Source organism: Bradyrhizobium lablabi (assembly GCF_900141755.1).
Lineage (GTDB): Bacteria > Pseudomonadota > Alphaproteobacteria > Rhizobiales > Xanthobacteraceae > Bradyrhizobium > Bradyrhizobium lablabi_A.
This window is the reverse complement of record NZ_LT670844.1, coordinates 1144711-1171395: the sequence shown is the minus strand read 5'-3', so window position 1 is coordinate 1171395 and position 26685 is coordinate 1144711. Positions and strand designations below refer to the sequence as shown.

Here is a 26685-nt window from a genome sequence, read left to right as displayed (position 1 = left end):
TTGCGCGGTCCGCGCATGGGAGTCAAGCCGCGCTCCCCGGCCGGGCCGTCTCGGTCAGTACGTGATTTTTGGCTGCAGCTTGCGGGCCTGCTCGATCAGCTGCTCGACCGACTTTTCCGAAGGCAGGACGCGGACGAGTTTGCGCCTGGTGTTGACCTCTTTGATGCTCTCGGCCAGCCGCGCCGGATTGCGCAGCGCGAGTTCGCGCACCGTGGTTACGCCGGCGGCGCGCACCAGCCCGACCTTGGCCTTGCCCATGCCGGGAATCCGCATGTAGTCGGAGACGTTGGCCCATTCCAGCAGTTGCTGCTCGCTGATGCCGGTCTTCGCGGCCAGCGCCTTGCGGCCCTTCACGGTGCGAGCGGCCTCCAGCAGCTTGTCGGTGGTCCGTATGCCCAGCGATTTCAGTTTCGAGGCGCAAAAGGCGCTCAGGCCATCAATCTCGGTGATTGGGTATGTCATGGTACTCGATATGAAAAAGGTGCTTTAGGCGAACTGGCTGAGGCCGGGTGTCCCTGCGATGATCTTGCCCATCTGATCCGCTCCAACTTTGTCGCGGCCGAAGGTGAAAAGTTCACGGGCGACGTTCTTTATCTCGGCTATTCCCAAACCGAGCCCCATCAGTCTGGTGCCGAGCGCCATCAGGCCGCCGCCCATCAGCCTTCCGAGACCGCCATTGTTGCTGGCGGCCGCGATCGCGGCTTCCGCGCCGGGGATCGCGTCGATCAAGGCCTGAACTTTGTCGGTAGGACCCTCGTTGCGAAGGAAGCCCAGAATGATGCCGATGGTTTCTTCGGCCAAAGCATTATCAATGCCGGCCTTTACGGCCAGCCGCCCTATCAGTTCGTCCATATTGCCCCGCCCTCAACCGGTTACGCGCCGGCTCCTTGTATATCGAATTTATCTTGATCTTCTGCGATACGAAATACAAGCGATCCGCGCGGGGGTAAGTACTTTTCACCTTCGATCGCCTCGCAAGTGTTGCAGCAATGCAAGAGCGGGCACGAGATTCGCAAAAAATTGTCGCGGCACGGCACATTCGTTCCGACTTTTGACGCAAGCGCGCACGATGCGGGTGGATCTCGTGTCGACCAAGGCGGATTCCAACCGCCTTGGCGGGGCGTGGAACGGTTTCAATCGGCTCGCAAGATGCGGTATGATGCTTGTGTCCGGCGGCGGACATCTCCGATACGCGCGACAGAGGCTTTCTAGAGGCTATAAAATGTCTACCTCCGATAACAAGATGGCCGATACCGCAGAGAAGATTTTCATCGGCAAGGGCGAACAGCCGGCCTGGCTGACGCTCGCGCTTGCAAATCGCCATGGCCTCGTTACCGGCGCGACCGGAACCGGCAAGACCGTCTCGCTGCAGGTGATGGCTGAAGGCTTTGCGCGTGCCGGGGTTCCGGTATTCGCGGCCGACATCAAGGGAGACCTGTCGGGGATCTCCGAAGTCGGCGAGGCCAAGGATTTCATCGTCAAGCGGGCCGGCGACATGGGCCTGACCTTCCAGGGCGACCAGTTCTCGACGATCTTTTGGGACGTGTTCGGCGAGCAGGGGCATCCGGTGCGCGCCACCGTCTCGGAAATGGGCCCGCTCTTGCTCTCCCGCATGATGGATCTGAACGACGTCCAGGAGGGCGTGCTCAACATCGCCTTCAGGGTGGCCGACGAGCAGGGGTTGCTGCTGCTCGACATGAAGGACCTGCGGGCAATCCTGTCCTACATCGCCGAACACGCGGGCGAGCTGACCACGCAATACGGCAACGTCTCGAAGCAGACCGTCGGAACCATCCAGCGCCAGCTTCTGGTGCTGGAAAATCAGGGCGGCGCCAAGTTTTTCGGCGAACCGGCGCTCGCGCTGAAGGATTTCATGCGCACCGACCGCGACGGCCGGGGCATGGTCAACATCCTGGTCGCCGACAGGCTGATGCAGAGCCCCCAGCTCTACGCGACTTTCCTGTTGTGGATGCTGTCGGAATTGTTCGAACAACTGCCGGAGGCCGGCGACCCGCCGAAGCCGAAACTCGTGTTCTTTTTCGACGAGGCGCATCTGTTGTTCAACGACGCGCCGAAGGCGCTGATGGACAAGATCGAACAGGTGGTGCGGCTGATACGCTCCAAGGGCGTCGGCGTCTATTTCGTCACGCAGAACCCGATCGACGTGCCGGACAAGGTGCTCGCCCAATTGGGCAACCGCGTGCAGCACGCGCTCCGGGCATTTACCCCGCGCGACCAGAAGGCGGTGGCGGCCGCGGCGCAGACGTTCCGGCCCAACCCGAAGCTCGATACGGCGCAGGTCATCATGGAATTGGGCAAGGGCGAGGCGCTGGTGTCGTTCCTGGAAGGCAACGGTGTCCCGGCGATGGTCGAGCGCGTCATGGTCCGCCCGCCAACGGCGCGGATCGGGCCGATCACGCCGGAGGAACGCAAGGCGATCATGGATGCCAGCCCGGTAAAGGGCAAATATGACACCGCGATCGATTCCGAATCCGCCTATGAGGTATTGCAGAAGCGCGTCGCCGGAACGGCGGCGGGTGCCGCTGCCGGCGGTGGCGGAATCCTCGGGCAAATCGGCGCCATCGTCGGGACGATTTTCGGCACCAACGTGCCGCGCGGCAGATTGTCGACCGGCCAGCTCATCGCGCGAAACGTCACGCGCTCGGTCACCGACAAGGTGGTCGGCGGGGTCGTCGCCGATCTCGGCAAATCGGTCGGCGGCTCGGTGGGCGGTTCGGTCGGTCGCGCCCTGGTGCGCGGCGCGCTCGGCGGCTTGCTGCGGCGGTAGAAATAGATCATCGGCTGCGGCGTGATCTCGCTCTGGTTTTTGCTCTGATTTTTGTTCGGAAAGGTGCGTGTGCTGAGATATCCGTCGTTGCGAGCGCCGCTCGATCTTCTGTTTCTGGTCTGCTGCATCGCGCTGACGGCCGACGTTCTGGTTCCCGAACTCTGGGGCAACGGAAAGACCAAGGACTATCCGTTGTGGTTCTGGGCCGGGCAGCAGGTGCTGCAGGGCAGGGACCTCTATCCCAGCGATCCCAAGGCCTATTTCGAATTCATCTATCCGCCGCTGCCTGCGGTCCTGCTCGCGATACCCGCGTATTTCGGCAAGATCCCGCTCTATGCCTGCCTGTCGGCGCTCAATGTGGTGGCATGGTGGATGACCGCGCAATTCTCCAACGCGATGACGGGATCGGGCAAGACACCCGGCCCCTGGCTGTTCGCGCTCCCCGGCTTTGTCACGGTTACGTTTGTGTTCGACATGTTCGATCTCGGCCAGCCCAACCTCATCCTGCTGGCGATGATGTTGTTCGGCTTCTGGCTGCTGCAGCATGAGCGGCCCTGGATGGCGGGCGTCATGTTTGCGCTGGCGACCGCGATCAAGGTTTTTCCGGTCGCGGTGCTGCCCTATCTCGTATGGCGAAGGCGGTGGGCGTCGGCGGCCAGCATGCTGGTCTTCCTCGTCGTCTTTCTGTTCGTCGTGCCCGCGCCGATACGCGGCTACCAGCACAATGTTTCCGAATTGAAGAGCTGGTACCAGGGCATGGTCGGATCGAGCTCGGAGCAGGGCTTTGGCCAGCGCGGCGAGCAGAACTGGTCGTGGGTCAATCAATCCATCATCGCCGTGACGCATCGATTGACGCGCCCGGTCAACTACAACCAGGACAATCCGGCCAAGCCGCCGGAATACATGAACCTCGTCGATCTCGACTTCAAGACCGCGAATTGGCTCGTGCTCGCGATATCGCTCGCGATCGGGCTTGGGTACATTGCGGTGATGCCGGCGCGCGCGAAAACGACGCCGCTGTCGGACGCCGAGGAGCTCGGTATCCTCTTCTGTCTGATGACGGTGGCCTCTCCTTTGGCCCGGCAGTATTATTTCATGTGGCTGTTCTTTCCGATGACGATCCTGATCCACCGCGCAGCCTATGACCCGCGTCCCGCGGCGCGGATCGGCTCCTGGATCACGCTCGCGGTCGCGGGACTGTTGATGCTGCTGTCGCTTCCCCTTTTCCCGACTGATCTGCAGGCGTTCGGGAACAATCTGGTTGCGACCGCGGTGCTTGCGGGGGGACTGGTCTGGCATATCCTCAATCCGCCATCGCAAGTGGCCGTCCGCGTCTTGTCTCCGCCGGCGGGCGAGCTACAACTGAACATGCAGAGCAATCCCCGCTAGCCCGAAGGAAACAACAAAAATGTCCAACGCGCCGCAAGTTCAGCCGGTCCTCGACCGCATCGATGCCGATTTCGACAACAGCCTGCAGCGGCTGTTTGCGCTGCTGCGGATCAAATCGATTTCGGCCGATCCGGCCTTTGCCGGGGATTGCAAGCTCGCCGCCGATCATCTCGCCAAAGACATCGCGACGCTCGGCTTTGAGACGGAGGTCCGGCCGACCGCCGGTCATCCCGCCATCATCGCCAAAAGTAATGGCAAGCGTAACGGCGGCGGCGGGGTGCGGCCGCACGTGCTGTTCTACGGTCACTATGACGTCCAGCCGGTCGATCCGCTCAATCTCTGGCACCGCCCGCCCTTCGAGCCGGTCGTGACCGATCACGCCGACGGGCGAAAGATCATCGTCGCGCGCGGCGCCGAGGACGACAAAGGCCAGTTGATGACTTTCGTCGAGGCCTGCCGGGCCTGGAAGTCTGTCACCGGGAGCTTGCCGGTCGACATCACCATCGTGATCGAGGGTGAGGAAGAAATCGGATCGAAGAATTTCGTCCCGTTTCTCAAGAAGAACAAGGACGAACTGAAGGCCGACTTCGCGCTGGTCTGCGACACCGGCATGTGGGATCCGAATACACCGGCGATCACCACCTCCTTGCGCGGACTGGTTTACGAGGAGGTCAGGATCAAGGCCGCCAACCGCGACCTGCATTCCGGCGTGTTCGGCGGCGGCGCGCAAAATCCGATCCGGGTGCTGACCCGCATCCTCGGCGGCCTGTTCGACGACAACGGCCACATCACCATTCCCGGCTTCTACGACGGCGTGAAGGATTTGCCGCCGGACGTGCTGGCGCAATGGAAGAAATTGAACCTGACGCCGGAATCGTTCCTGAAGCCGATCGGACTTTCGATCCCCGCCGGTGAAAAGGACCGCTTGTTGATCGAGCAGATCTCCTCGCGTCCGACCTGCGACGTCAATGGCATCATCGGCGGCTATACCGGCGAAGGCTCGAAGACGGTGATCCCGGCGGAAGCCTCCGCCAAGGTCTCGTTCCGTCTGGTCGAAGGGCAAGACCCCGCCAAAATCCGAAAGGCGTTCCGCGATTACGTCACCGCGCGGCTGCCCGGCGATTGCAAGGCCGAGTTCGGCGACCATTCGAGCGCGCCGGCGATCGCGCTCGACTGGAACATGAAGCCGCTCGCCGCCGCCAGGCGCGCCTTGACCGAGGAGTGGGGCAAGGAAGCGATCCTGATGGGCTCGGGCGCCTCGATCCCGATCGTCGCCGATTTCAAGCGCACGCTCGGTCTCGATACGGTGCTGGTGGGGTTTGGCCTGGACGACGACAACATCCACTCGCCGAACGAAAAATACGACCTGAAGAGTTTTCACAAGGGCATTCGTTCGTGGGCGCGGATTCTGGCGGCGTTCGCGGAGGCGCCGCGGTAGCTGCCCGCTTTTCCCGTCATTGCGAGCGAAGCGAAGCAATCCAGCTTTGGTGCCGAGCAACAGGAAGCTGGATTGCTTCGTCGCTTTGCGCCTCGCAATGACGGCAAGACAAAACTTCGCGATCCCGCGGCGCGATGCGCCCGAGTCGTTGATGAACTTTCCGCCCCTCAGAGGGCGTGGGGAATGCCGGGCGCCGATGCACCCGCAGCCGCGCGTGTAATGTAGTAAGCACGCGCGTTAGTCACCACAGGTCCACCGGAACAACCCGGCATTCCCGCACGCAATGGTTTTACGGCTTATTTCGTGCTCTCCCCGGTGACCGGGCTCTTTTGCCACCGTCGCCAGCGGATATCTCCGCCAACTTGACACCAGCGTCGGGGTGTCAGGACCACACGACTTCGCCGTCCGCCTTCGTGCCGTTCGTCAATGGCACTATCAGCGTCCACCGCATCCCATCCCGCGTTCGTGACGACCGCGAAGCGCCCCTCGAGTGGGACGAGACGGTGGGAATATAGCAGTGATTTGGGGTTTCGGAAAATCAGAATATTTTTGCAACGAGGGCTAGACAGGTTTTTGCCCGACGGGCAAATCAGTCGGCTTCTTCGCTCTCTTCCCGTCATTGCGAGGAGCGCAAGCGACGAAGCAATCCAGCTTTCTACGTCGCGGCGCTAAAGCTGGATTGCTTCCGCCTTCGCTCTTCGAGCTACGGCGGACAAGTCGCGGAGCCTGTCATCGGGCGGCGCTTCGCGCCGACCCGTTGGCTCGCAATGACGAAAGCAAAAACGCCGCCCGGGATTGGACGGCGTTTTGATCTGGTTTTGATCTGAACGTGTAGAGGGTGTGTGAGCGATATTTAGCGCGTTTGCGTGGATTCGTCCACCCCGCGTCAGCCTCACGCCACCGGATAAGGCCCATCGCCAAAGGCGCGATCGTGATACCCCTTGCTGCCGATTTCGCGCGCGAGCGGGCTAAGGATGTCATCGTCAGCCTTCAGCCGCGCCATCAGCGCGCGAAAATCGTGCCGCGCTTGCCAGCCGAGCTCGGCGCGTGCCTTGTCATTGACGTAAACCCGATCGATGCCGGGAATCATTGTCCAGCCGCGCCGTGCATATTCCGCAGGATATTCCGGCACGTAACGGCGGACCACCTCGGGCGCGCCGCCGCGCAAGTCGGCAACATCGTCGCGCGAAAATGGCGTGGTGGCGCTGATGATGTATTTGGCGAAAGCGGCCGATGGGGCGCGATGGGTCGCCAAAAGATGCGCGCTGACGACGTCTTCGATGTCGACGCGGCGATAGAGAAACTCGTTGGCCTTGGCGTTGGCGTCGGCATATGTCTCGCGGACCGCGCGATCATCGTCCACTTCGGGAAAGAAGCGCGAGGTGCGCAGCACGATGGTCCGCAGCGAATGGTTGCGCGCGAATAGCTGGCACAGGTCCTCCGCAGCCGCCTTGGTGACGCCGTAGATGTTTTTTGGCACGGGGGTGACGTCTTCCGTTACCCAGGCCGCCGGTTCGCCTGACGGCGGCACCAGCGCGTCGCCGAAGACACTGGTCGTGCTGGTGTAGACAAACGCGGTGACACCGGCCGCGACCGCTTCCTCGAGCAGATTGAGCGTGCCCGTGATGTTGACGTCGACGAAATCCTGGCGGTTGTGGGTCGCCACGTGCGGCTTGTGCAGCGTGGCGGCGTGCAGCACGGCGCCGACGCCCGTCATGCAGCGGCGTACGAAGTCACGGTCGGTGATCGACCCCACAAGATGCGTAAACGCACCGGGGAGAATGTCGATTCCGATCGCCTCGCGACGCTGCGCCTGCAGGGTACGGACCAGCGCCTCGCCGAGATGGCCGGAACTGCCGGTCACCAGAACTGTCACGCCACGATAACCTTCGTGCTCTTCGCGCGCTCCGGGCGTTAATTCCGGTAGCTCGGATCGATCCGGTCGAGTTTTCGTAATAGCGGCGGCCATACCAGCATGGTCGAGCGCAATTCGGCGCGATCGGGATTTGAAAACAGGGTTTCGTTCTTCTCGATCACCATCTTCTCGATCGGATAGGCGGTCGGGCCCAGCATGCGGGTGCGGACCTGCATGGTGCAGGCACGTTCCAGATGGTACATGCGCTCGAAGGCGGAGGCGACCGAGCGGCCGACCGTCAGCGTGCCGTGATTGCGCAACAGCATGTGGTTCTTGTTGCCGAGGTCGTTCTGCAGGCGCGGACGCTCGTCATGATCAAGCGCGACCCCCTCGTAGTCGTGATAGGCGAGGTCGTGGGTGACGAAATGCGCGGTCTGGTTCATCGGCAGCAGGCCTTCCATGCAGCTCGCCACCGCGGTGCCGTCGGGCGTATGCAGATGGAGCACGCAGCCGGCGTCCTCGCGCACCTCGTGGATCGCGGAGTGGATGGTGAAGCCGGCCGGGTTGATGCTGTAGTCGCTCTTGGTCAGCTGATTGCCGTGGAGGTCGACCTTCACCAAGCTGGACGCGGTGATTTCGTCGAACATCAAGCCGTAGGGGTTGATCAGGAAATGATGGTCCGGTCCCGGCACGCGGGCGGAGATGTGGGTATCGACCAGGTCGTCCCAGCCATAATGCGCGACCAGGCGGTAGCAGGCGGCGAGATTGACCCTTTGGGTCCATTCGGCCTCGGTCATATCCGACGGCACTTCCTTCAGGCGAGCTTCGGCTGGCGACATGACCGGTTTCTCCATATGATTGTTGGATTCAGCACGAGATTAGCCCTGCACTTGCTTCGCAGCAAGGCACGGGAGTGGCGTGGCAGTCATGCCCGGCCGCGGGTCAGGCATCCGCACGACTCTTGATCCGACGCTGGAGCCGTTTCGCTTAGGCGGACAGAGAGCCCGCCGAGATTGGCGGGCTCCCAAATGTCAGTGCAGATGACCCATCAGGTACATGCCTGGCTGATCTTTCTTATTGCGAGGAACAGACCTTGACGCTCTTCATTCCAGCTTCCGCTTCGGTACGACTCTTGTAGATAGTGCCGGACGGGCTAACGATGGTCATCGACGACTCGGTCGGTTTCTTGTCGACGATGGTGCATTTCTTGGTCTTGACGTCCTGTACGACATAGAACTCGTCGGCTGCGAAAGCGGGAGCAGCGAACGACGCAACCAAAACTGCTGCAGCAACTAACTTAGTTTTCATTGGCGTCTCCTCCAGTTCGCGTGCCCACGAGGAATTTTCCTTGTGGGACACAGCATCGAAACCTTAGCGGCCGTTAGTTGAATGACACCAGAACGGGAAATTTAGTTTGCGTTCATCGACGTGTGGCCAGATCATAGGCTTCGTGGGCTATTCGGAAATTTTCAAGCGACCAACTTGCCGCTCATGCTGAGATGCCGACCCAACCGGCTGTGTTCGGTTTCTCTCAGCGCATTGCTTCCGCAAACGATGTTGCTCGCGGGTCGTGGATAGGATGCGGACTGGATCAGGGAGCTTGCTCGCTAGCAAGGAGCATGGGCAAGCATCCAGTCCTAGGGCGCCGGAATTGCCAGCAGGCTGAAATGCTGCGGCCGCGGATGTCGTAGACGCGCGCGAACGATTGGACCTAGTCGATTTGGGGTGTGTCCGCCATCGGTCCGAGCAGCGGCTGGACTTAGTCCGCGCGCGTTCGCGGCTGAAGCGAAAGCGCCCGTGCCAGAATGCCGATCCCCCAAGTATCAGGGTCTTCCAGCTCAACGAAGTTCGGTGTCCCGCTTGGCGGAAGCTTGTAGCCTATGGGAACAAGCGTCGAGGATGGCAATAGACCAACGCGACACTTCAGGGGTTCGCTATAGAGCGAGCAAATTGCCGTGATTGTCTGAATCGGCGGCAGAGTACCAATTGCGCCAGTTTCAACTGTGAGAAGTGTCGCGCTGGTTGTTTCATCGATTACAGAATAACGCGAGCCAAAGCGCGCGTTGATAAAGTCGCCCTCGCCCTCAGGAAGGTACTGGCTTTCAATGCGATAGCGCCAGCTCGCAGGTAAGTCGTTCTGCGAGAGGATGCATTGGCGCGTTTTGTCGTTATCGTGATATCCTCCAAACAGATCGACCATCAAAGAGGGTTGATCGCGTGGGTCAGGCGCTCGATTTCTTATGGCGTCCTGTCGAGTTCTTATGGCGTCGTTGCATGCCTCCCCGCGAGCAAAATATTGGGTTGTGATGCGCCCATCGCCCTGTCTTAGGAACGTGCGATCGATCCGGTAATGCTTTAGCAACTCGAAACCTCCGCTCGCGACGTTAAGAAATGAGAACGGCTGATCGACTTTGATGGTTGCTTGCTGCGCGGCTTGCTCGATTGCCTCGGCCTCCACATGCGCGATTTAGCGACACAGAGTGTAGTGCGAAGCCACCACCGTAATAGGCGAGGGGGAAGACGAGCCATGCCCGCGAAATCATCCCGAGAATGCCACCACCAGCGAGATTCAACATCATGAGGTGGACGAGATAACCGACCCAGAGCGGGCCGCCCGCGGCAAGCACAACCCACCCTAAGTAGGGGACGAGTTGCAATCCACATACGGCGGCAGCGACGACGCCATAAAAGAGTAAGATGAAAAATCCCGATCGAAGGAGGCGTTCCAAGACAAGGTCTCCGCGTGCGCTGCGACCTTAGGTAGACATGTTAGGTTAATGAACGCTTGTAGAGGGGGAGCCAGTTATGCTGATTGTTGACGGGCCGCGTTACGGCGCCGGAATCGCCAGCAGGCTGGATATACTACGGCCGCGGATGTCGTAGACGCGCGCGAACACGACGTCGTCGCGCTTGATCTCGACCAGCACAGGCGCGGTCAGGCCCTTGCAGTAGAATTCGCCGAGCGTCATGGCGAAGTCGGCGGCGTGGCTGTCCCAGCCGATGGTGAAATCGGGACCGAGCGCGACCTGCGCCGGGCGCTGCGGGCCGCAGACGGCGACCTTCCACTTGCGGCCATGCGGAGGCACTTCCTGGCGCTCGTCGAGCTGGTCGCGCAGGCCATCGGAGGCCTGCTTGAACGCGAGCCCCCAGTAATCCAGCATGAACAGACTATCGGCGGAGCGAACCGTGCCGGCGATATAGTTGAAGTGGGTGTATTGATAGGGGTGCAGCCGGATCATCTCGGCGAGCGGCAGCAGCAGGCCGAATGAGAAGACGGCGACCGCGGCGGGTTGCCAGCTGCGGCGGTTCTCCCCGAGCCAGCTCATGCCCCACGCAAAGGCTGCGCCTGCGAGCACCGTCATCGGCGGGATCACAAAGACAAAATGCCGGATGCCGTTGTAGAGCGCCGGGCGCTTCACCATCGCGATCAGAAGCGGCAGCGTCGCCGCCAGCGTCAGCATCAGGAAAATGGTCTTGCGGCGGCCGGATATATTGCCGCGCGACAGCGACATTAAGCTGCCGACCACGCCGGCGCTCAACAGACCGAGCAGCACCTCGGGAAGCTGTAGCGCGAACAGCGTCGGCAGATACGACCAGGGCATGTCCGGCACCGACACCAGTGCGCCGTCGAACATCTCCTTCCACGGCTTCTCGAAGAAACTCGAGAAGTAGGTCAGGGCGTGGAAGGGATTGTTTGGCTCCATGATCGACCACGGCCAGATCAGCCCCATCACGAGGTAGCCGAGGATCAGTCCGGGCAGCAGGACATAGACGACATGGACGAAGCGATGGAAGGCTTCGCGGGCGCTGTGGGTCCTGGCCTCCTCGAGCAATAGCGGCACAAAGCCCACGAGCGCATAGACCAGCGCCAGCCCGCCGAGGATACGGCAGCCGATCGATAGGCCGGCGCCAAGACCCACGATCAGGACGGTCCGCGGTGACGGGTTTGGATATTCCTCGGCGAGGCGAACGAGGCCGAGCATCAGGATCACCATCGCGACCGCAAATGGCGCATCCTTCGGATTCATGAACATGTGCCCGTAGAAGGTCGGGCAGAGCGCGAGCAGAAGCAGCGCTGCGAGGCCTGCGAGCGGGCCGCCGACGCGGCGGCCGAGCCGCCATGTCACCGCAAGCCCGATGACGCCGACAACGGCGCCGAGCAGGCGTCTCGTTTCAAACAATTCGAGCGGGATGACCTTGTGTAACAGCGCGGCCGCCATGTCGAAGCCGCCGCCATACATATAAAGATTGGCGAACGACAGCGCGCCGGTGTCCTTGAAGCCGGAACCGTACATGCGTAGCAGCAGATCGGCGTATTCGGCGTGGGTGTAGTCGTCCCAGCCTAATCCGTAATCACGAAAGGTGAGGCTTGCGATCAAAGCGACCGCGACCAGGACCAGGAGGGCAAGGTCGTCGCAAATCCGCTCCACCGAGCGCCGCGCGGGCAGGTCGATGGCCGAAGTCGTTATGGATGACATGGCTATTGGTAACCCGGTATCCCCTTGGCCCAGATGGCGCTTTTGGGCCTCTAATCCCCGGCATCCATATAGCCCAGTTCCCTTTCCAAGTAATTGGCAATTGTGGCGTAAATTCCCTGATGCAACGCAACAATCGTCACCGTAAAAACCCGGATGACGGACGGGAGCGAAAATTAAGGTCCGGATCGTATCCTGTCAGCGGGGTGGGGTTTTCGGGGCTTGGGTTTTGAAGAGCTGGGTCTTCAAGACTTTGAAGGCTTGGGTTTTTCGGGGGAACCGCGACCGGAATTGCCGGTTGGCGATGTGGACAATATGACAGTATCGTGGCGCTGGCGGCTCGCGCATATTTCCAGCGCGGCCCGGGGGTGAGTTCGATGATGGTTGTGGTGCTGGTCGCCGGTGTAGGCCTGTTGCTGGCTGGCCTTCTGGCGATCCTGTTCGGGCTCCCGGTCAAGGAGTTCAGCTTCGGCAATACGTTGATCCTGGTCGGCGCGATTTCGATATGCACCGGGATGGTAATGATCGGCCTGTGGACCGTCGTCCGGGAGCTGAGGAACATCGCGCAGCGGCTCGGCGGAGTTGCGACCGAATCGCGCATCGCGGCCGCCCTGCAGCCGGCCGCCGGCGGCGCGGGGCTGGGCAATCCCGCTCAAGAGGACGGCGGCTTCCTGTTCAGCCGCGACCAGCCGGCGCCGGCATCCGCCGACGCGCCAGCGGCCGCGCCGCCGCCATGGTACGAGGAAGCGGCATCGCGCGATCGCGGCCGCGGCGAAGTGCCGCCCCCCGCGCCGGAGCCGGCCGAGGGCGCGCCAGCCGCAAAACAGCGGCGCAACCTGTTGTTCTCGTCGACCTCGCGGAAGGAACGCGAGCGCGCGCAGGCGCGAACCACCGAATTACCCCCGCCCGATCTTCGTCCGGGACCGCCTGCCGTGCCGCCGCCGTTCGAACCAAGCGAGGCGGCGCCGGCAACGTTTGACGATGCCTGGCCCAAATCGGAGCGCGCCAGAGGTGCCGATGCGCCGCCGCGGCGAACCAGCCGGACGCCGTCAACGCCGACCGAGCCAAGCCCCGGCGCGCCTGCGGCGGATCGCTACCCGCCGGCCGCGCGAAGCGAGGAACAGCCGCCGGTGACGGTTCTCAAGTCCGGCGTCGTCGATGGCATGGCCTATTCGTTGTATTCCGACGGCTCGATCGAGGCGCAAATGCCGGAAGGCATGATGCGGTTTGCCTCGATCGACGAACTGCGCGCGCATCTCGACCAGCGCTCCTGAGCCAGCTGTACTTCGATCGATATTGCGTCCGAAAAATAAAGCGCCGTCGTTCTTGTCACGTTGCGAGTAATCAGCTCATATTCAGCAAGTAGTGGAAGAGCCCGAAAGCGTATTGCCGCTTTCCGGATACTGTCCGATCCCTTGAGCACCTGTGCGAATACGTCTCCGAGAGGTCCAGGCCATGACCGATTCTGCGTCCAAGAATTTCATCGACCTGACCGCGAATATCGTCTCGGCGTATCTGAGCAACAATCCGACACCGGCGTCCGAAATCCCGAACCTGATCAGCCAGATTCACGCCGCCTTGCTGCGGGTCTCGACCGGGCGGATCGAAACGCCGCTGGAGCCGGCCAAGCCCGCGGTGTCGGTGAAGAAATCGATGACGCCCGATTACCTGGTGTGCCTGGAAGACGGCAAGCGCTTCAAATCGCTGAAGCGGCATTTGCGCTCGCAATACAACATGACGCCGGAGCAATACCGCGACAAATGGGGCCTGCCGGCCGACTATCCGATGGTGGCGCCGAACTACGCGGTGGCGCGTTCGCAGCTCGCCAAGAAAATGGGGCTCGGCCAGCAGCGGCGGCGGCGGAAGTAAGCCGGGATCTCAACCGTCATCCTGAGGTGCGAGCCTTGCGGTGCACTTGCACCGCTGGGCGAGCCTCGAAGGATGGGCCACGGGCTGTCATCCTTCGAGGCGCGCAAGGGCGCGCACCTCCCGAGTGAGCGCAATTGCGCTCATCCGGGGATGACGGGGAAGGCGGGGATGTCAGGCGCTGAGCAGCTTGGCCCGTGTCGCGCCGTCCTGGCCGATGAGGTCAGCATATTGCGCGATCGGCTGCGGCCGTCCCATCAGGTAACCCTGCACTTCATCGCAAGCCTCGCCGGCGAGAAAATCGAGCTGCGGCCTGGTCTCGACGCCCTCCGCCAGCACCGGCAGATTGAGCCCATGGGCGAGCCCGATGACCGCGCGCACGATCGCGGCCGACTGCGGATTGCTCTTCACGTTCGAGATGAACGACTTGTCGATCTTGATCTTGTCGAACGGGAACGACTGCATGTAGGACAGCGACGAATATCCGGTGCCGAAATCGTCCATCGCGATGCGCACGCCAAGCGCCTTCAGGCGGCGCAGGATCGAAAGGCCGCGATCAAAATCCTCGACCAGCACGCCCTCGGTGATTTCGAGCTCCAGCCGCGTCGGCGCCAGCCCCGTTTCGAGCAGCAGTGAATGCACCAATCCCGCGAGGTCGCCGTGGCGGAACTGGATCGGCGACAGATTGACCGCGATTTGCAGGGGCTGCGACCACGACGCCGCCTCGCGGCAGGCCTCGCGCAGCGCCCATTCGCCGATCTGCATGATCAGCCCGCTTTCCTCGGCCACCGGAATGAAGGTCGCGGGTGAAACCATGCCGCGCTGGGGATGCTGCCAGCGCAGCAAGGCCTCGAACCCGATCACCTCGCCGTCGATCTTGGCCAGCGGCTGATAGTGCAGACAGAGCTCGTTGCGCGCGATGGCAGAAGAAAGCTCGTTCGAAATGGCGCGCCGCTCGCGCAAGCGGTTGTCCATCTCGATCTCGAAGAAGCGCGTCTTGCCGCGGCCGGCGCCCTTGGCGCGGTAAAGCGCGGCATCGGCGTTGTTAAGCAGCGTGGTGGCGTCGGTGCCGTCGGCCGGAAAGATGGCGACGCCGATCGAGATGCCGACGCGCAGATGCTGGCCGTCGCGTTCCAGATCGATGGCGACGGCGGCATGAAGACGCCTTGCGAGGATTTCGGCCAGCACCGGATGATCGCCGTTCGGCGTGATCAGGGTAAATTCGTCGCCGCCGAGCCGCGCCAGATAGGCGTCGGGCGCGAACGCGCGCAGCTGCTCTGCCATCTGGCGCAGCACGTCGTCGCCGACCGCGTGGCCAAACACATCGTTGACCTCCTTGAAGCCGTCGAGGTCGATGCTCAGCACGGCGAAGGATTCCTTGTTGAGCTTGGCGGCATCGATGGCGCGCGCGAGATCGTCCACGAAGGCGGCCCGATTGGGCAAATCGGTCAGCGCATCGTAATGCGCCAAATGCTGGATGCGGGCCTCCGCCTGCTTGCGCTCGGTAATGTCCTCCGCGAGGCTGAGCAAATAGCGCGGTTCGCCGTTCTCGTCGGGGATCGAGAGGTTCCTGGTGGTCAGGATGCGCGTGCCGTTGTGAGGGGTATGAACCAGATGCTCGCCGATGGTTTGCAGCTCTTGTGTGCGCAGCGCCTCGCCGGCGAGCGGGAACAGGTCGTTGGCGGCTTCCTTGTTCTGCGAAACATCGGCGGGCCGGCCGATCAATTCGCCGCGCGCGATGCCGAAAATGGCCTCGGCGGTGCGGTTGATCAGGACATAGCAGCGGTCGCGGGCGTCCTTGACGGCGACCGACACCGGCATGTTCTCGATGATGCTGTCGAGGAAGTTCTGGGTGCGGCCGAGCTTTGCGGCCGAGGCGTCGAGCGCTTCGAGCTGGCGGAAATGCATCAGCGAAATGGTCAGGCCGGCGAGCGCCAGCGCCAGGAACAGGCCGATGCCGATGCCGGCGCTCTGCCAGATCACGGTGTGCAAAAACGGCGAGATCGGCACGTCGATCACGAACGCGCCCATCACGTCGTTGAGATGCCATGGCGTCTGGACGGGCTGCAATGCGTTGTGACAGCTGACGCAGCTCTCTTCGCGCGCGATCGTCGGATAGACGGTGCGGAAAATCCTCTCGCCGTTGACGTCGAGCAGTTCCGATACCGGTTTCGGGTTCGGCATCGCCGCGAAAGCCTCGATGGTCTCTGCCATCCTTGCATCCGTCGGCGGCGTCAGGATCTCGCGTCCGGGGCGGCCGACAGAAGCCAGGCGGAAATCGGAGTTGTCGCTGTTCTGCTTGTTGAACGCCTCGATCGCGTGCGCCCGGAATGTCGCCGGAACCGGCGCGTCCTTGCCGAATTGCGAGCGGACCGCCGAATAATTGGTGACGAAGGCATCGACCAATTGCAGCGCGATGATCTTTTCGCGGCTCTTGTGCTCCTCAAACCAGTTCAGGCTGAAGTAATAGAAGCCGTAGCCGACGGTCACGGACAGCGCCGCGCACAGGCTCAAATGCAGCAGGAAGCCGCGACCCGATCGCGACCGCATGAAGCGCCAGAGGTTCGGAAACTGAGCCATCCGTCAACTTTCAGTTGTTGGCGGATGATCCTGCAAATCATTTTAAATCGTTTAAAGACCGAGGCGACCCTGGCGTGGCTGGGTTAACAGAGCCGAAACGGCTGTCGATCACGGCGGCGTGAACGGACAACCCAATCGGCTTGTCGGGCTTTCAGGAGGCGGCGGCAAGCGCTTCGCGGGCGTCGGCGCGGATGCGCTCGGCCATGGCGCGCAAGCCATTGGAACGCTGTGGCGTCAGATGCTCGCGAAAGCCGAATTCGTCGAACACCGAAATCGCGTCGGTTGCGAGAATTTCCCGCGGCGTGCGGCCGGAATAAAGCGTCAGCAGGATCGCGATCAGGCCGCGCACGATATGCGCGTCGCTGTCGCCGAGATAGTTCAGATGCGGCTCGTTGCCGCTCGCGCGATCGATATGCCTGGCGAGCCAGACCTGACTGGCGCAGCCCTGCACTTTGTTGGCCGCCGAATGCTCGGCTTCCGGCATCGGCTTAAGCATCCGGCCGAGCTCGATGACGTACCGGTAGCGGTCGTCCCAATCCTCCAGCACCGCAAAATTGTCCCTGATTTCGTCGATCGTCATATGGCGCCCTGCGCTCGAACCCAAGGCCATATATAGGGTCTCGCGCCGGCGAAGGCGATACGAACGTACGCGAAAATGACGTAGTTCCGGGGTTAATTTGCGCTCACGGCGCCGGCGGGCCGCGCCATTCCGCCACCAGATCGTCCGGCGTCAAGGTGTCACGGGTTGCGGCTTCCGCGGCATTCTCACCGCCACCGATCGACCCGGTATGGTCCGGCGCCTTCTTGTCGGTGATGATCTGATAGAGTTTGCGCGCGCCTTCCTGGGCGCGGTGTCCGATCACGGTCGCGGCCTGGCCGCCGACTTCGCAGGCCTGCGGCTGGCGCTTGCAGAACTGGCTCATGTCCGACACCGCAGCGGTTGCCGCCGACACCGCCTGCGACGCGCCGACTTGCGGCAGTTTGTCCTGTTCGGGCGACTTATCCCTCGGCAGCAGCACGAGCACGAGCCCGAGCCAGAACGCCATGCGCAGCAGAAAAAACATCTCGCGACCCCGGTCGTCTCTTTTTCATTCCGTTGCGAACCATCGCAGAAGGCTGCGATGGACCGCGCAAGCGTTGCGATTGATCTCGCAATCGGTTCCTGACTAACAGCCGTGGATAAATCGCAAGTGTTTGCATTGAATTTAAACTCTCGAAAATTCGCAAAAAAACCTACGAAATTGATTCGCTGTAAATTTTCGATTGATGAGAGATTTTGCCGTGTTTCGAGGCATCCGGCGCGTCCACCATTTCGAAACCATACCGGACGGTCGGCGGAAACCTGTCGTTCACCATCCGCGTCGAATGAGGCGGAGGGAGAACGCGAAAAACCGCGCCGGGAGAGGGTCTTTGCCGGGCGGCCGGCGTGCCTTAGCGTTCGCTTAATTTCGCTCTGACAGGTTGGGCCAAAGATAAAGGGGGCGTTCCGGCGCGTCTTGACGACGAACACGCCGAAGCGCGAGAGCACGTGAGAGTATTGAGTATCATCCGCGATTGTCTCGATGCGCTGCTGCACCCTTCGGCGCGATATGATGCGCTGACGCGCGCGCGTCATCGCGCCTTCATGGCGCCGAGGCTGATCGGAAGCCTTGCGGCATTTGCGGCATTTCCGGTCTATCTGGCGATGCGCGGCGCGCCGACCGCGCTCGAAGTCGTAGCGTTCGCCTGGCTGATCGCGCCGATCCTGTTGTCGTGGTTCCTGTCCCGCACCGGCCGCTACGAGGGCGCGCATGTGCTCTCGTCGCTGGCGCTGGCGGGTCTCGTCATGATGGTGGCGATGACCACCGGCGGCATATTGTCGTTTGCCGCGATCTGGCTCGTGGTGGTTCCGCTCGAAGCCGCCCTTTCGGCCTCGCGCCGCGTGGTCGCGTTCGCCTCCGCGCTGGCGCTCGCCTGCACCGCCCTGTTGATCGCGTTCGGGCATTTCGACCTGCTGCCGGCGGCCGATGTCACTCCCTTTTCGCGCGGCCTCTTCATGGCGTGCGGCGTCATGTCGGCGACGGTCTATGCCGCGGGGCTTGCCTTCGGCGCCGAGTCGCTGGCGCGCACCAGTGTCGCACTGCTCAACCTCGAGGAAGACCGCTATCGCCTGTTGGCGCGCAACATGAGCGACGTGATCTCGCGCCATCGCCGCAACGGCGCGGTGCAATTCATCTCGCCCGCGGCGGAGACGATGCTGGGCACCCAGGTGGCGCGCCTGCTCGGCCATGGCCTGTTCGACCGCGTCCACGTCGCCGATCGACCGGCCTATCTCACGGCACTTTCGGACGCCACGCGCGGCGGCGAGGCGGGCAGCGTTGAATTCCGTCTGCGGCGGGATGGCCCGCGCGGCGGCGCGGAGTTCATCTGGATCGAAATGCGCTGCCGGCCGCTCGATTCCGCGCCGGGAACCGGAGCCACACGCGAGGCCGAGGTGGTCGCCGTGATGCGCGACGTCACCGATCGGAAGATGCAGGAACAGGCGCTCGAACTGGCGCGCGCCGCCGCCGAACATGCGGATGCGTCGAAAACCCGTTTCCTCGCCACCATGAGCCATGAATTGCGCACGCCGCTCAACGCCATCATCGGCTTCTCCGAGATGCTCGTCCAGGAACAGGCGTTGATGCTGGATGCGGCGCACCGCAGGGAGTATGCCCAGCTGATCCACGATTCCGGCCAGCATCTTTTGAGCGTGGTCAACGGCATTCTCGACATGTCCAAGATGGAAACCGGCAATTTCGAAATCTCGCCGGAGCCGTTCGCGCCGCGCGCAGCCGTGATCAATTGCTGCAACCTGCTGGCGCTGAAGGCGCGGGAAAACGGCATCGACCTCGTGACCCGCGTGCTCGAGGATCTGCCGGTCATGAACGGCGACCCGCGCGCGTTCAAGCAGATCGTGCTCAATCTGGTCTCCAATGCGATCAAATTCACCGAGCGCGGCGGCATGGTGACGGTATCAGCCAGTGTCGAGGGCGCGCGGCTCGTGCTGCGCGTCACCGATACCGGCGTCGGCATCGCGGCCGACGATCTCAAGCGGATCGGCGATCCCTTCTTCCAGGCCGGCAAGACCTATCAGCGGCGCCACGAAGGCACCGGCCTTGGATTGTCGATCGTGAAAAGCCTGGTCGCGCTCCATGCCGGCGAAATGACCTTGCAGAGCAAGATCGACGAGGGCACCACCGTGACCGTCGCGTTGCCGCTGGCGTTCACGCAAGCCGAGATGATGCCGTCAAGCAACGTCGCGACGTTGACGCCTTCGTCGCGATCGCCGACCCAAGATCAAGTCCAAGATCACGTCCAAGCTCACGTCCAAGCTCACGTCGAAGACAAAACCCAGGTGAAGAAAAGTGCCTAAGAAAATTTCCGGGGATGACGACATGCCGCGTCGACGCCGCGGCGCGCGCGCGGTTGCCATCGAAGCCGACGCCGAGCGCGGCCTGCTATTGCGCGTTCTGCTGCATAGTCCGAAGGACACCTTTGCCGGCGCGTTGGCCTTTGCGGCGGTTGTGGCCATCATCGTCAACGCGCTGTTCCTGCAAACCGGGCACCATCCCGCGCCGATGTTCGGCTCGGTGATCGTGATGCCTCAGCCTGTGGCGTTGGCGCCTAGCCCCTTGCCGCGTCCGCGCCCGGTCGAAGCCGATGCGACGCCGTCGGAACCGAAGCCTGTTTTGGAAACGAAGCCTGCGCCTGAGCCCAGGGCTGCGCAGGAATCAAAGCCGCCTCCGGAGCCCAAGCCTGTCGCAGAGCCCAAGCCCGCCGAGCCGAAAGCGGCCGACCCGCTGGGCAATCTGGTCAAGACAACGGCGGCCATGCCGCCGGCTGCGACGTCGAGCATCCCGCGGCCGCCGGCGCCGATCCCGCTTGCCAATCCGGCCACCCGCCGCGTCGCGGCGGTGCAGCGCGCGCTCACCGAATATGGCTATGGCCAGTTGAAGCCGACCGGCACTGTCGGCACCGACACGCAAGCCGCGATCGCAAAATTCGAGCGCGAGCGCAAGCTGCCGGTGACCGGGCAGGTGTCCGAACGCCTGGTCCGCGAACTCACCACGGTGATCGGTCATTCGATCGACTAGCGCAGTGATTCCGTAGTCAGCTTCGCGTCTGCTGCCGTCCGACAAGAGAACTTCGGCGGCCAGCATGCGATTATTATATCGCGGCCGTTTCGTTCGTCTCGTTTCTTTATGTCATTTCACCTATCTAGCGGACACTGTCGCAAATCCGGCGCGCAGAATAGCCAATGCAGGCAGTGATCGGCCGCCGGTACTTTTAAGTTCAACATGGGTGGAAAGGCGTCGCGACAGCGACCGCTCCACGTTCAAAACCGAGGCTCGGCTTGCGCGGGACGCCTGGTTGGCCAGCCGTCCTATCGCCGCGTCGGTTTCAAATAACAGTTAGACCGAAATGGTGACCATCATGACTCCCTCTCATGCCACTCCCGCAGGCGATCGCATCATTGAACCAATGATCGCGCTGGCAGGCTGCTCGAAGCAGCACCGAATCGTGGTCGCCGGTTCCAAGGGCGTCGAGCTGATGCTGGAGCTGCAGCGCCGCGGCTATATTCGCACGGCAGCCACGGCAAACTGCGGCCATCCGGCCGGCCAATACGACGTAGCGTTGGTCGATTGGCGGCGGCGCACGTTCAAAACCCTTGAGGTCGCGCTTGACTGGCTGGTGGATTTCTTGAGTCCCGGCGGTGTGCTGGTGGTCTGGGTTGACCCGCAAAAGGCCGCGGCCAATGAAACCCTTCGCCTCTCGCTGGAAAGGCGCGGATTTGTCATTGAGGCCGGAACGGTCCATGAATGCGGTTGCGCCGTTTCGGCGCGGCGACGCGAAATGAATCCGGTCCGCAAGGCCGCCTAACGGCCTGCCGCGCAGCAGGCGAGCGATGTATCATGGAAACCAGGCCGCCCGTTCCACGTGCGATCCTCGTCGGCATTCAGATCCCCGGAGTCGACGACGTCGCGCATGCCGCCAGCATCGAGGAGTTGGGCCGTCTGGTGAAAACGCTCGGCTACGAAGTCGTCGGCACGATATCGCAGAAGCGTGACGAGATCGGCGGCGGGACGGTACTCGGCAAGGGACGGCTTGAGGAGCTCGCGGCGATTACCGGCGGGACCGGTGTCGTCGGATCGATGGCGACCCCCCGGAAGTCGAAGGCCCGCGAGCGGTTTGAAGACGCAGACGAGAAGCAGCCGAATGCCAGGCAGACAGAGCCCGATCCGGCGGCGGCGCCGAAACCGGAATTCGTGATCGTCGACCATGACATCTCACCAAGCCAGGCGCGCAACCTTGAACGCGCAACCGGTGCGCAGGTACTCGATCGGACCGGGGTGATCGTCGAGATTTTCCATCGCCATGCGCACAGTCGCGAGGCGAAGCTGCAGGTCGAGATGGCGCGGTTGAAATACGTCTCGCCGCGTCTGCGGGAATCGTCGGGCGGCGGACGCCAGCAAGGCGTCGGCGCGGGCGAGTCCGATCTCGAGCTCGATCGCCGCAAGATCCGCGATCGCCTCGCGGAGCTGAAAGAACAGCTGGAGGATATCCAGCGGGACAACGACCAGCGCCGATCCGCGCGCCGCGATCAGCTCCGGGTCGCATTGGTCGGCTATACCAATGCCGGCAAGTCGTCGCTGATGCGAGCGCTCACGGGTAGCGAGGTGCTGGTCGCGGACAAGCTGTTTGCGACGCTCGATACGACCGTGCGCTCCCTGCAGCCCGAGGCGAAGCCGCGCGTGCTGGTCTCGGACACAGTCGGGTTTATCAAGAAGCTGCCGCACGATCTGGTCGCGTCATTTCGGTCTACGCTCGCCGAAGCGCTCGAGGCGTCGCTGCTGCTGTTCGTCGTTGACGCCTCCGATCCGACCTATGAATCGCAGCTCGAGGTGAGCCGCAATGTGCTGCGCGAGATCGGCGCGGACGCCGTCCCTTCGCGCCTGCTGCTCAACAAGATCGATCGCGTGAGCGAAGCGGATCGCGCCGCGCTCCGCGCCAAGCACCCCAACGCGATTCTCCTCTCCGCAAAGTCACCTGAGGACGTGACTGCGCTGCGCGAGACCATCATCGCGTTTTTCGAAGCTGCGATGGTGGAGGACCAATTGGTGTTGCCGTACGCGAAGCAGGGGTTGCTCAACGAGGTGTATGAGAATGCACGCGTGCTCTCCGAGGACTACGACAGCACCGGCCGGATCATGAAAGTGCGCGGCCTGCCCGGCGCGATCGCGCGCCTGCAAAGAGCTCTTGCCGCCTCGTGAGGTCGATCACCCGTAGCCGATGATTGAAGACTCAGGGGCTCACGCCGTCCGCCGCACAAAGCCCGGATTGAGCTCCTTCACCGATCGCACGCCGCATTGCTGCATGGCCGCGCGCGTTTCGGTGCGAACGATCTCGAGCACGCGCTCGACGCCGGCCTCGCCGAAGGCGCCGAGCCCCCAAAGATAGGGCCGGCCGATGCCGACCGCCTGCGCGCCGATCGCGAGCGCCTTGACAGCGTCGGTGCCGCGGCGGAAGCCGCTGTCGACAATCACGGGAATGCGGCCCTTCACCGCGGCGATGATCTCCGGCAGCGCGTCGATGGTCGAGCGGCCGTTGTCCTCGCCGCGTCCGCCATGGTTGGAGACGAGGATGCCGTCGATCCCGTTTTGAACCGCCAATTCAGCATCCATGGGCGTGATGATGCCCTTGAGTACGATCTTCATGCGCGTCACATCGCGCATTCGCTTCACGGTATCCCAGGACAAATTGGAGGATTCGCCGCTTCCGGTGACGCCGCTGAGATCAATGCCGTCGTAATTGTGCCGGCGCACCGAGCGCGCCGCGAAACTGCTGCGATCATGGCACGCCGAGCATTCGCGCGTATCGGTGCGCATCAGGCGGAACAGGGTTTCCTGGTTGCGGCCGGCGACGCGATCTGTCGTCACCACCAGCACCGGACAGCCGGCAGCGTCGGCGCGCTTGATCAGCGCCTGCGCCACCTCCCATTGCGGCGACGCATAGAGTTGGAACCAGATCGGCGCGCCGCGCGCTTTTGTCACTTCGTCGACGGAATAGTTCGACGATGTCGAGAGCATCTGCAGATGATTGCCCGCGCGCGCAGCTTTTGCGACCGCAACCTCGCCGTCGGGGTGAAAGAACTGGTTGCCGCCGGTCGGGGACACGAAGATCGGCGAGTCATATTTGGTGCCGAACAGCTCCACGCTGGTGTCGATCTTGGACACATCGTTGAGGCGGCGCGGCAGCAACTGGAATTTCAAAAACCCCTCGCGGTTGGCGCGCAGCGTGACCTCGTCGTCGAGGCCGGACGCCATGTAGCCGAAATGCGCCGGCGGCACGTTCTTGCGCGCCACCGGCTCGAAGTCGAACACGTTGATGGCGTCCTTTGGCTTGTCGATCAGTTCGCCGCCGGCCGGCGCCCAGATCATCGGGTCGGGCAATTTGGAGGGCGCTTCGTTGCCGTAGGCAGACAGCGCGCCGGATGTGAACAGCGGACTTGCGGCGAGGTATTGCAAGAAACGGCGGCGGCTGGTGGCGCGAACGATCGGCGACGTCATTCGGAAGTCCTCCCTGCAATATTTTTTCTTATTTGACGGACGATAGCAGCAGGCAGGGTTATCCGGAAGTCGGAGCCGCGTTTGAGGACACTGGCGCCAATTCATCCACTCACGTATCGTCCGCCCCATGCGATTGAAATCAAGTATCTGGGTCGCCGCCTATCTGCGCCGCTGCCAGACCGAGGGAATTTTTGGCGCGGTGCGCCGGCGCGGCGCCGAAGAGGCCGGCGCGGTGTTCGTCAAGGTCGGGCTGCTCGACGGCAATGCCATGCTCTATGTGCCGGCGCCGCAGACCGTCTATGACGACAGCCGCCCGATCGAGCGGATTTTCATGCCGACGTCGAAGGCGCCGGTGGCGGAAGCCTCCGTGGAAGAGCGCCTCGTCAAGGAGATCCGGTTTGATCCGGATGCCTGGATCGTGGAGACCGAGGACAAAGCCGGCCGGCATTTCTTGGAGCTGGCGAAGACTTAGCCCTGCGAACCCTCGCGGGGGACGACCCCGGTGCCGGGCGGTTGCGCCGCCGGCCGGGTCTGCGCGGGTGTTGTGCGGGCGCGATGGCGTTCGTCGTCGTAAAGCGTCGCCCGGTATTTGGCGCGGGTGACCGCCATCGTCGAGCCGCGCCATGCCGCCAGCATGATCAGCGCGGAGCGCTCGCTCAAGCGGTCGTAGAGCCGCGACAGCCGGTAGACCGTCGCCACTGAATGGCCGAATTCGGGCTTGAGGAACAGCAGCACCCGCTGAAACACCGGGCTCGGCATGTCCACGGCCTTCATGGCGCAGGCCAGCGGCTCGCCGCCGGGATCGTTGACCACCTCGGTTGCGATTCGCGACGGCAGGATCAGCGCCTCGCCGAGCTCAAGCGCGAAGTTTTCGACGTCGGCCGCGAACGCCGCCATTTCGAGCGTCTCGATGGCGCGGGCCGCGCGGGCGGTGGGAATTCGCGCCGAAGCCCGGAGCGGGGTGTCTTTCAGATCGTGCAGGATCAGCGCGCGCTCGCGGGCGCTGGCGCGGCGAAACATGTCGTTGATTTCGGCGGCGTCCTTGGGCTGCATCGACAAGTTCGATTGCATCCGCAATTGCGCCTCGCTCGGCGGCGGCTTGACCGGCGGCGGCACGGGCGGGCTTGCGTCAATCTCGCGCGCGAGCGGCAGGCGCTGATCGGGGTTTTGAGCTTTCAGCCCGAGTTTTCTTAAGACCGCGGCGGGGGTTGCGGGATAGACGGCGAGGCGGGCGCGAACGGCGGCACGCGTCGCATCGTCGACCTCGTCGATCAGGCGGGAGCTCAGTTCGACGAACTGCCGCGCTTCGTCGGCGGAATGCGCGTCGGCCTGAACATAGAGGTCGGTCAAGACGCGCAGCAGAGTGGGGCGGATATCGACGCCCTCGCGACGGGAGAGCGACATCAACCCGTCAAAACCTGGAAAAAGTGGAGATGTGGCCATGTCAGCGGTACGCAACTGAGTAATTCTCTTTAGGCAAATTATCGCGGTTTGCTTTAACAGCTCGTTAAGGAAAACAATCGGTGAAGAGGCTGCTCCCATTTGTCGCTTTTTGTGCCGCAACGGGGCGGGTGCGGCCCTCGTCAAATCGTGCCGGGCGAAAACCAAATTAAGATGCCGTTAACCACGTCCTGATCTTAATGATTGTGGCCGCCAGCCGGATCATGCTGGAGCGGCAACGAGAGAGATGAGTTGGACATGGGCACCATCATTGAATTTCCGGCGGATGCGGCGTCGCGGCGGCTGGGCATAACCATGGATGGCGCCCCGCGCGAAGACATGGGAACCCTGCTGATCCTTCCCGTCGTCCGGATCGAACGCGAAACCGACGAGACCGACGGTGGCCGCGGACCGGAACAAGGTGCGGCACCAGGCCGTCGTCGCCGCCGGCGCTGACATCAGGACATTTCAAATGCCGGAGACGTGCTTTCCGATCCGGGCCAGACAATCGACGGGGCGATCGGCGCTGGCGCTCATTCTGTTCGGCGCGACGCTCGCCGGCTGCAGCGGCGGCGATTTCGGCCGCACGCGTCAGGATTTCCTCAACGACGACATGCATCGCTGGCTCGGCGGTGAGGTGACGGGAAGCGTCGGCCTGCCGGCCTCGCAATTCCAGCTCACCGATGGCGAGCGGCAGCTCCGCGATCTCGCGTATCCCCTGATCGAGCCGCCGCATTCGCGGCCGGCCTGGAGGAGCGTGTTCGGCGATTACCAGCCGCTGCCTTCGCCGTGGCGGCAACAGGTCGTGTTCGATCGCACCGCCTATGGCCGCACCCTGATCGACGAGCCGCACCGCTCGCATTCCTCGCGCTATGCACAGCTGATTGAAGACGTGCGCGACGACATCACGCGCTTCGAGCCGTTCTTCGCCGCGGCCACGCGGGTGATCGATCTCGACCGCAAGCGCAACGCCGCGCTCGCCCATGTTTCGGAATTGTCGCCGCGCGAACGCACCGATGCGATCGCCCGCATGCAGGAGAACAGCCTGATCGTGCAGTGGGTGCAGCAATGCCTGGAGCGGCGGATTTCCTCCTACCGCTGGGCACTGGAGCGGCTGGTGATCCAGGCCCCCGACGGCATGGCGGCCGACGCCGATCGGCTGATCGGCGAACTCGCAGCGCAGACCGCCAACCCGCCGGTTCAGGCGCAGCCGGTGATCGGACATGCCGTGAGCGTGCGGGGGTAGGCCAAGCTCGTCATGCCCG

24 protein-coding genes are annotated in these 26685 nt (G+C 62.9%); 12 read left to right on the top strand and 12 right to left on the bottom strand.

The window, feature by feature from the left end:
- Positions 1-54 precede the first annotated feature (54 nt).
- Together B5526_RS05515 and B5526_RS05510 are read right to left on the bottom strand one after the other, a co-directional pair.
- Positions 55-462, bottom strand: coding sequence for a DUF4332 domain-containing protein (locus B5526_RS05515; protein WP_079537286.1), 408 nt, complete (start codon positions 460-462; stop codon positions 55-57).
- A 24-nt stretch (positions 463-486) separates the two neighbouring features.
- A complete protein-coding gene (locus B5526_RS05510; protein ID WP_079537285.1) occupies positions 487-852 on the bottom strand; it encodes a hypothetical protein in 366 nt (121 codons plus the stop codon).
- A 370-nt stretch (positions 853-1222) separates the two neighbouring features.
- Between B5526_RS05510 and B5526_RS05505 the strand changes: the two genes are divergently transcribed.
- The 3 genes from B5526_RS05505 (at position 1223) to B5526_RS05495 (ending at position 5615) form a co-directional block, all read left to right on the top strand.
- The gene (locus B5526_RS05505) at positions 1223-2788 is read left to right on the top strand and encodes a helicase HerA-like domain-containing protein (RefSeq protein ID WP_079544717.1); all 1566 of its coding nucleotides are present in this window, start codon (positions 1223-1225) and stop codon (positions 2786-2788) included.
- Positions 2789-2857: 69 nt separating this feature from the next.
- Positions 2858-4177: a glycosyltransferase family 87 protein gene (locus B5526_RS05500; RefSeq protein ID WP_244562204.1), complete on the top strand. Its 1320-nt coding sequence runs from the start codon at positions 2858-2860 to the stop codon at positions 4175-4177.
- Between the two features lie 19 nt (positions 4178-4196).
- On the top strand, positions 4197-5615 hold the full coding sequence (locus tag B5526_RS05495) for a M20/M25/M40 family metallo-hydrolase (RefSeq protein WP_079537284.1): 1419 nt from the start codon (positions 4197-4199) through the stop codon (positions 5613-5615).
- An 892-nt stretch (positions 5616-6507) separates the two neighbouring features.
- Here the strand turns inward: B5526_RS05495 and B5526_RS05490 are convergent.
- From B5526_RS05490 to B5526_RS05470, 5 genes are all read right to left on the bottom strand, one after another.
- Positions 6508-7491, bottom strand: coding sequence for an NAD-dependent epimerase/dehydratase family protein (locus tag B5526_RS05490; RefSeq protein WP_079537283.1), 984 nt, complete (start codon positions 7489-7491; stop codon positions 6508-6510).
- 38 nt (positions 7492-7529) lie between these two features.
- Positions 7530-8309 (bottom strand): class II aldolase/adducin family protein, encoded by a 780-nt coding sequence (locus B5526_RS05485; RefSeq protein WP_079544715.1) that lies wholly within the window; start codon positions 8307-8309, stop codon positions 7530-7532.
- A 235-nt stretch (positions 8310-8544) separates the two neighbouring features.
- Complete coding sequence (locus B5526_RS05480) at positions 8545-8778, bottom strand: hypothetical protein (protein ID WP_079537282.1); 234 nt, start codon at positions 8776-8778, stop codon at positions 8545-8547.
- Positions 8779-9229: 451 nt separating this feature from the next.
- The gene (locus B5526_RS05475; RefSeq protein WP_079537281.1) at positions 9230-9928 is read right to left on the bottom strand and encodes a hypothetical protein; all 699 of its coding nucleotides are present in this window, start codon (positions 9926-9928) and stop codon (positions 9230-9232) included.
- A gap of 370 nt (positions 9929-10298) precedes the next feature.
- A complete protein-coding gene (locus B5526_RS05470; protein WP_079537280.1) occupies positions 10299-11948 on the bottom strand; it encodes a glycosyltransferase family 39 protein in 1650 nt (549 codons plus the stop codon).
- Positions 11949-12322: 374 nt separating this feature from the next.
- On the opposite strand from B5526_RS05470, the gene B5526_RS05465 reads away from it, so the two are divergent.
- The gene (locus tag B5526_RS05465; RefSeq protein ID WP_079544714.1) at positions 12323-13219 is read left to right on the top strand and encodes a hypothetical protein; all 897 of its coding nucleotides are present in this window, start codon (positions 12323-12325) and stop codon (positions 13217-13219) included.
- Positions 13220-13400: 181 nt separating this feature from the next.
- On the top strand, positions 13401-13814 hold the full coding sequence (locus tag B5526_RS05460; protein ID WP_079537279.1) for a MucR family transcriptional regulator: 414 nt from the start codon (positions 13401-13403) through the stop codon (positions 13812-13814).
- 171 nt (positions 13815-13985) lie between these two features.
- Here the strand turns inward: B5526_RS05460 and B5526_RS05455 are convergent, their stop codons facing one another.
- The 3 genes from B5526_RS05455 to B5526_RS05445 form a co-directional block, all read right to left on the bottom strand.
- Positions 13986-16391, bottom strand: coding sequence for an EAL domain-containing protein (locus tag B5526_RS05455; RefSeq protein WP_079537278.1), 2406 nt, complete (start codon positions 16389-16391; stop codon positions 13986-13988).
- A 151-nt stretch (positions 16392-16542) separates the two neighbouring features.
- Entirely contained in the window at positions 16543-16971 is a 429-nt protein-coding gene (locus tag B5526_RS05450; protein ID WP_079537277.1) for a SufE family protein, read from the bottom strand.
- Positions 16972-17074: 103 nt separating this feature from the next.
- A complete protein-coding gene (locus B5526_RS05445) occupies positions 17075-17455 on the bottom strand; it encodes a DUF5330 domain-containing protein (protein WP_079537276.1) in 381 nt (126 codons plus the stop codon).
- A 464-nt stretch (positions 17456-17919) separates the two neighbouring features.
- On the opposite strand from B5526_RS05445, the gene B5526_RS05440 reads away from it, so the two are divergent.
- The 4 genes from B5526_RS05440 to hflX all read left to right on the top strand — a co-directional run bounded on the left by B5526_RS05440 (position 17920) and on the right by hflX (position 22684).
- Positions 17920-19785, top strand: coding sequence for a sensor histidine kinase (locus tag B5526_RS05440; RefSeq protein WP_079537275.1), 1866 nt, complete (start codon positions 17920-17922; stop codon positions 19783-19785).
- Positions 19786-19807: 22 nt separating this feature from the next.
- On the top strand, positions 19808-20506 hold the full coding sequence (locus tag B5526_RS05435; protein ID WP_433994619.1) for a peptidoglycan-binding protein: 699 nt from the start codon (positions 19808-19810) through the stop codon (positions 20504-20506).
- Between the two features lie 328 nt (positions 20507-20834).
- Complete coding sequence (locus B5526_RS05430) at positions 20835-21293, top strand: hypothetical protein (protein WP_154071140.1); 459 nt, start codon at positions 20835-20837, stop codon at positions 21291-21293.
- A 32-nt stretch (positions 21294-21325) separates the two neighbouring features.
- Entirely contained in the window at positions 21326-22684 is a 1359-nt protein-coding gene (gene hflX, locus B5526_RS05425) for a GTPase HflX (protein ID WP_079537272.1), read from the top strand.
- Positions 22685-22723: 39 nt separating this feature from the next.
- Here the strand turns inward: hflX and B5526_RS05420 are convergent, their stop codons facing one another.
- Positions 22724-23980: an alpha-hydroxy acid oxidase gene (locus B5526_RS05420; protein WP_079537271.1), complete on the bottom strand. Its 1257-nt coding sequence runs from the start codon at positions 23978-23980 to the stop codon at positions 22724-22726.
- Positions 23981-24107: 127 nt separating this feature from the next.
- Between B5526_RS05420 and B5526_RS05415 the strand changes: the two genes are divergently transcribed.
- Positions 24108-24452, top strand: a complete 345-nt coding sequence (locus B5526_RS05415; RefSeq protein ID WP_079537270.1) for a DUF1491 family protein — start codon at positions 24108-24110, stop codon at positions 24450-24452.
- Here the strand turns inward: B5526_RS05415 and B5526_RS05410 are convergent.
- The gene (locus tag B5526_RS05410) at positions 24449-25384 is read right to left on the bottom strand and encodes a DUF2336 domain-containing protein (RefSeq protein WP_154071138.1); all 936 of its coding nucleotides are present in this window, start codon (positions 25382-25384) and stop codon (positions 24449-24451) included. The genes B5526_RS05415 and B5526_RS05410 overlap by 4 nt on opposite strands.
- Before the next feature lie 294 nt (positions 25385-25678).
- On the opposite strand from B5526_RS05410, the gene B5526_RS05405 reads away from it, so the two are divergent.
- Both B5526_RS05405 and B5526_RS05400 read left to right on the top strand, forming a co-directional pair.
- Complete coding sequence (locus B5526_RS05405) at positions 25679-25876, top strand: hypothetical protein (RefSeq protein WP_079537268.1); 198 nt, start codon at positions 25679-25681, stop codon at positions 25874-25876.
- 16 nt (positions 25877-25892) lie between these two features.
- Complete coding sequence (locus tag B5526_RS05400; RefSeq protein ID WP_079537267.1) at positions 25893-26666, top strand: hypothetical protein; 774 nt, start codon at positions 25893-25895, stop codon at positions 26664-26666.
- Positions 26667-26685 lie beyond the last annotated feature (19 nt).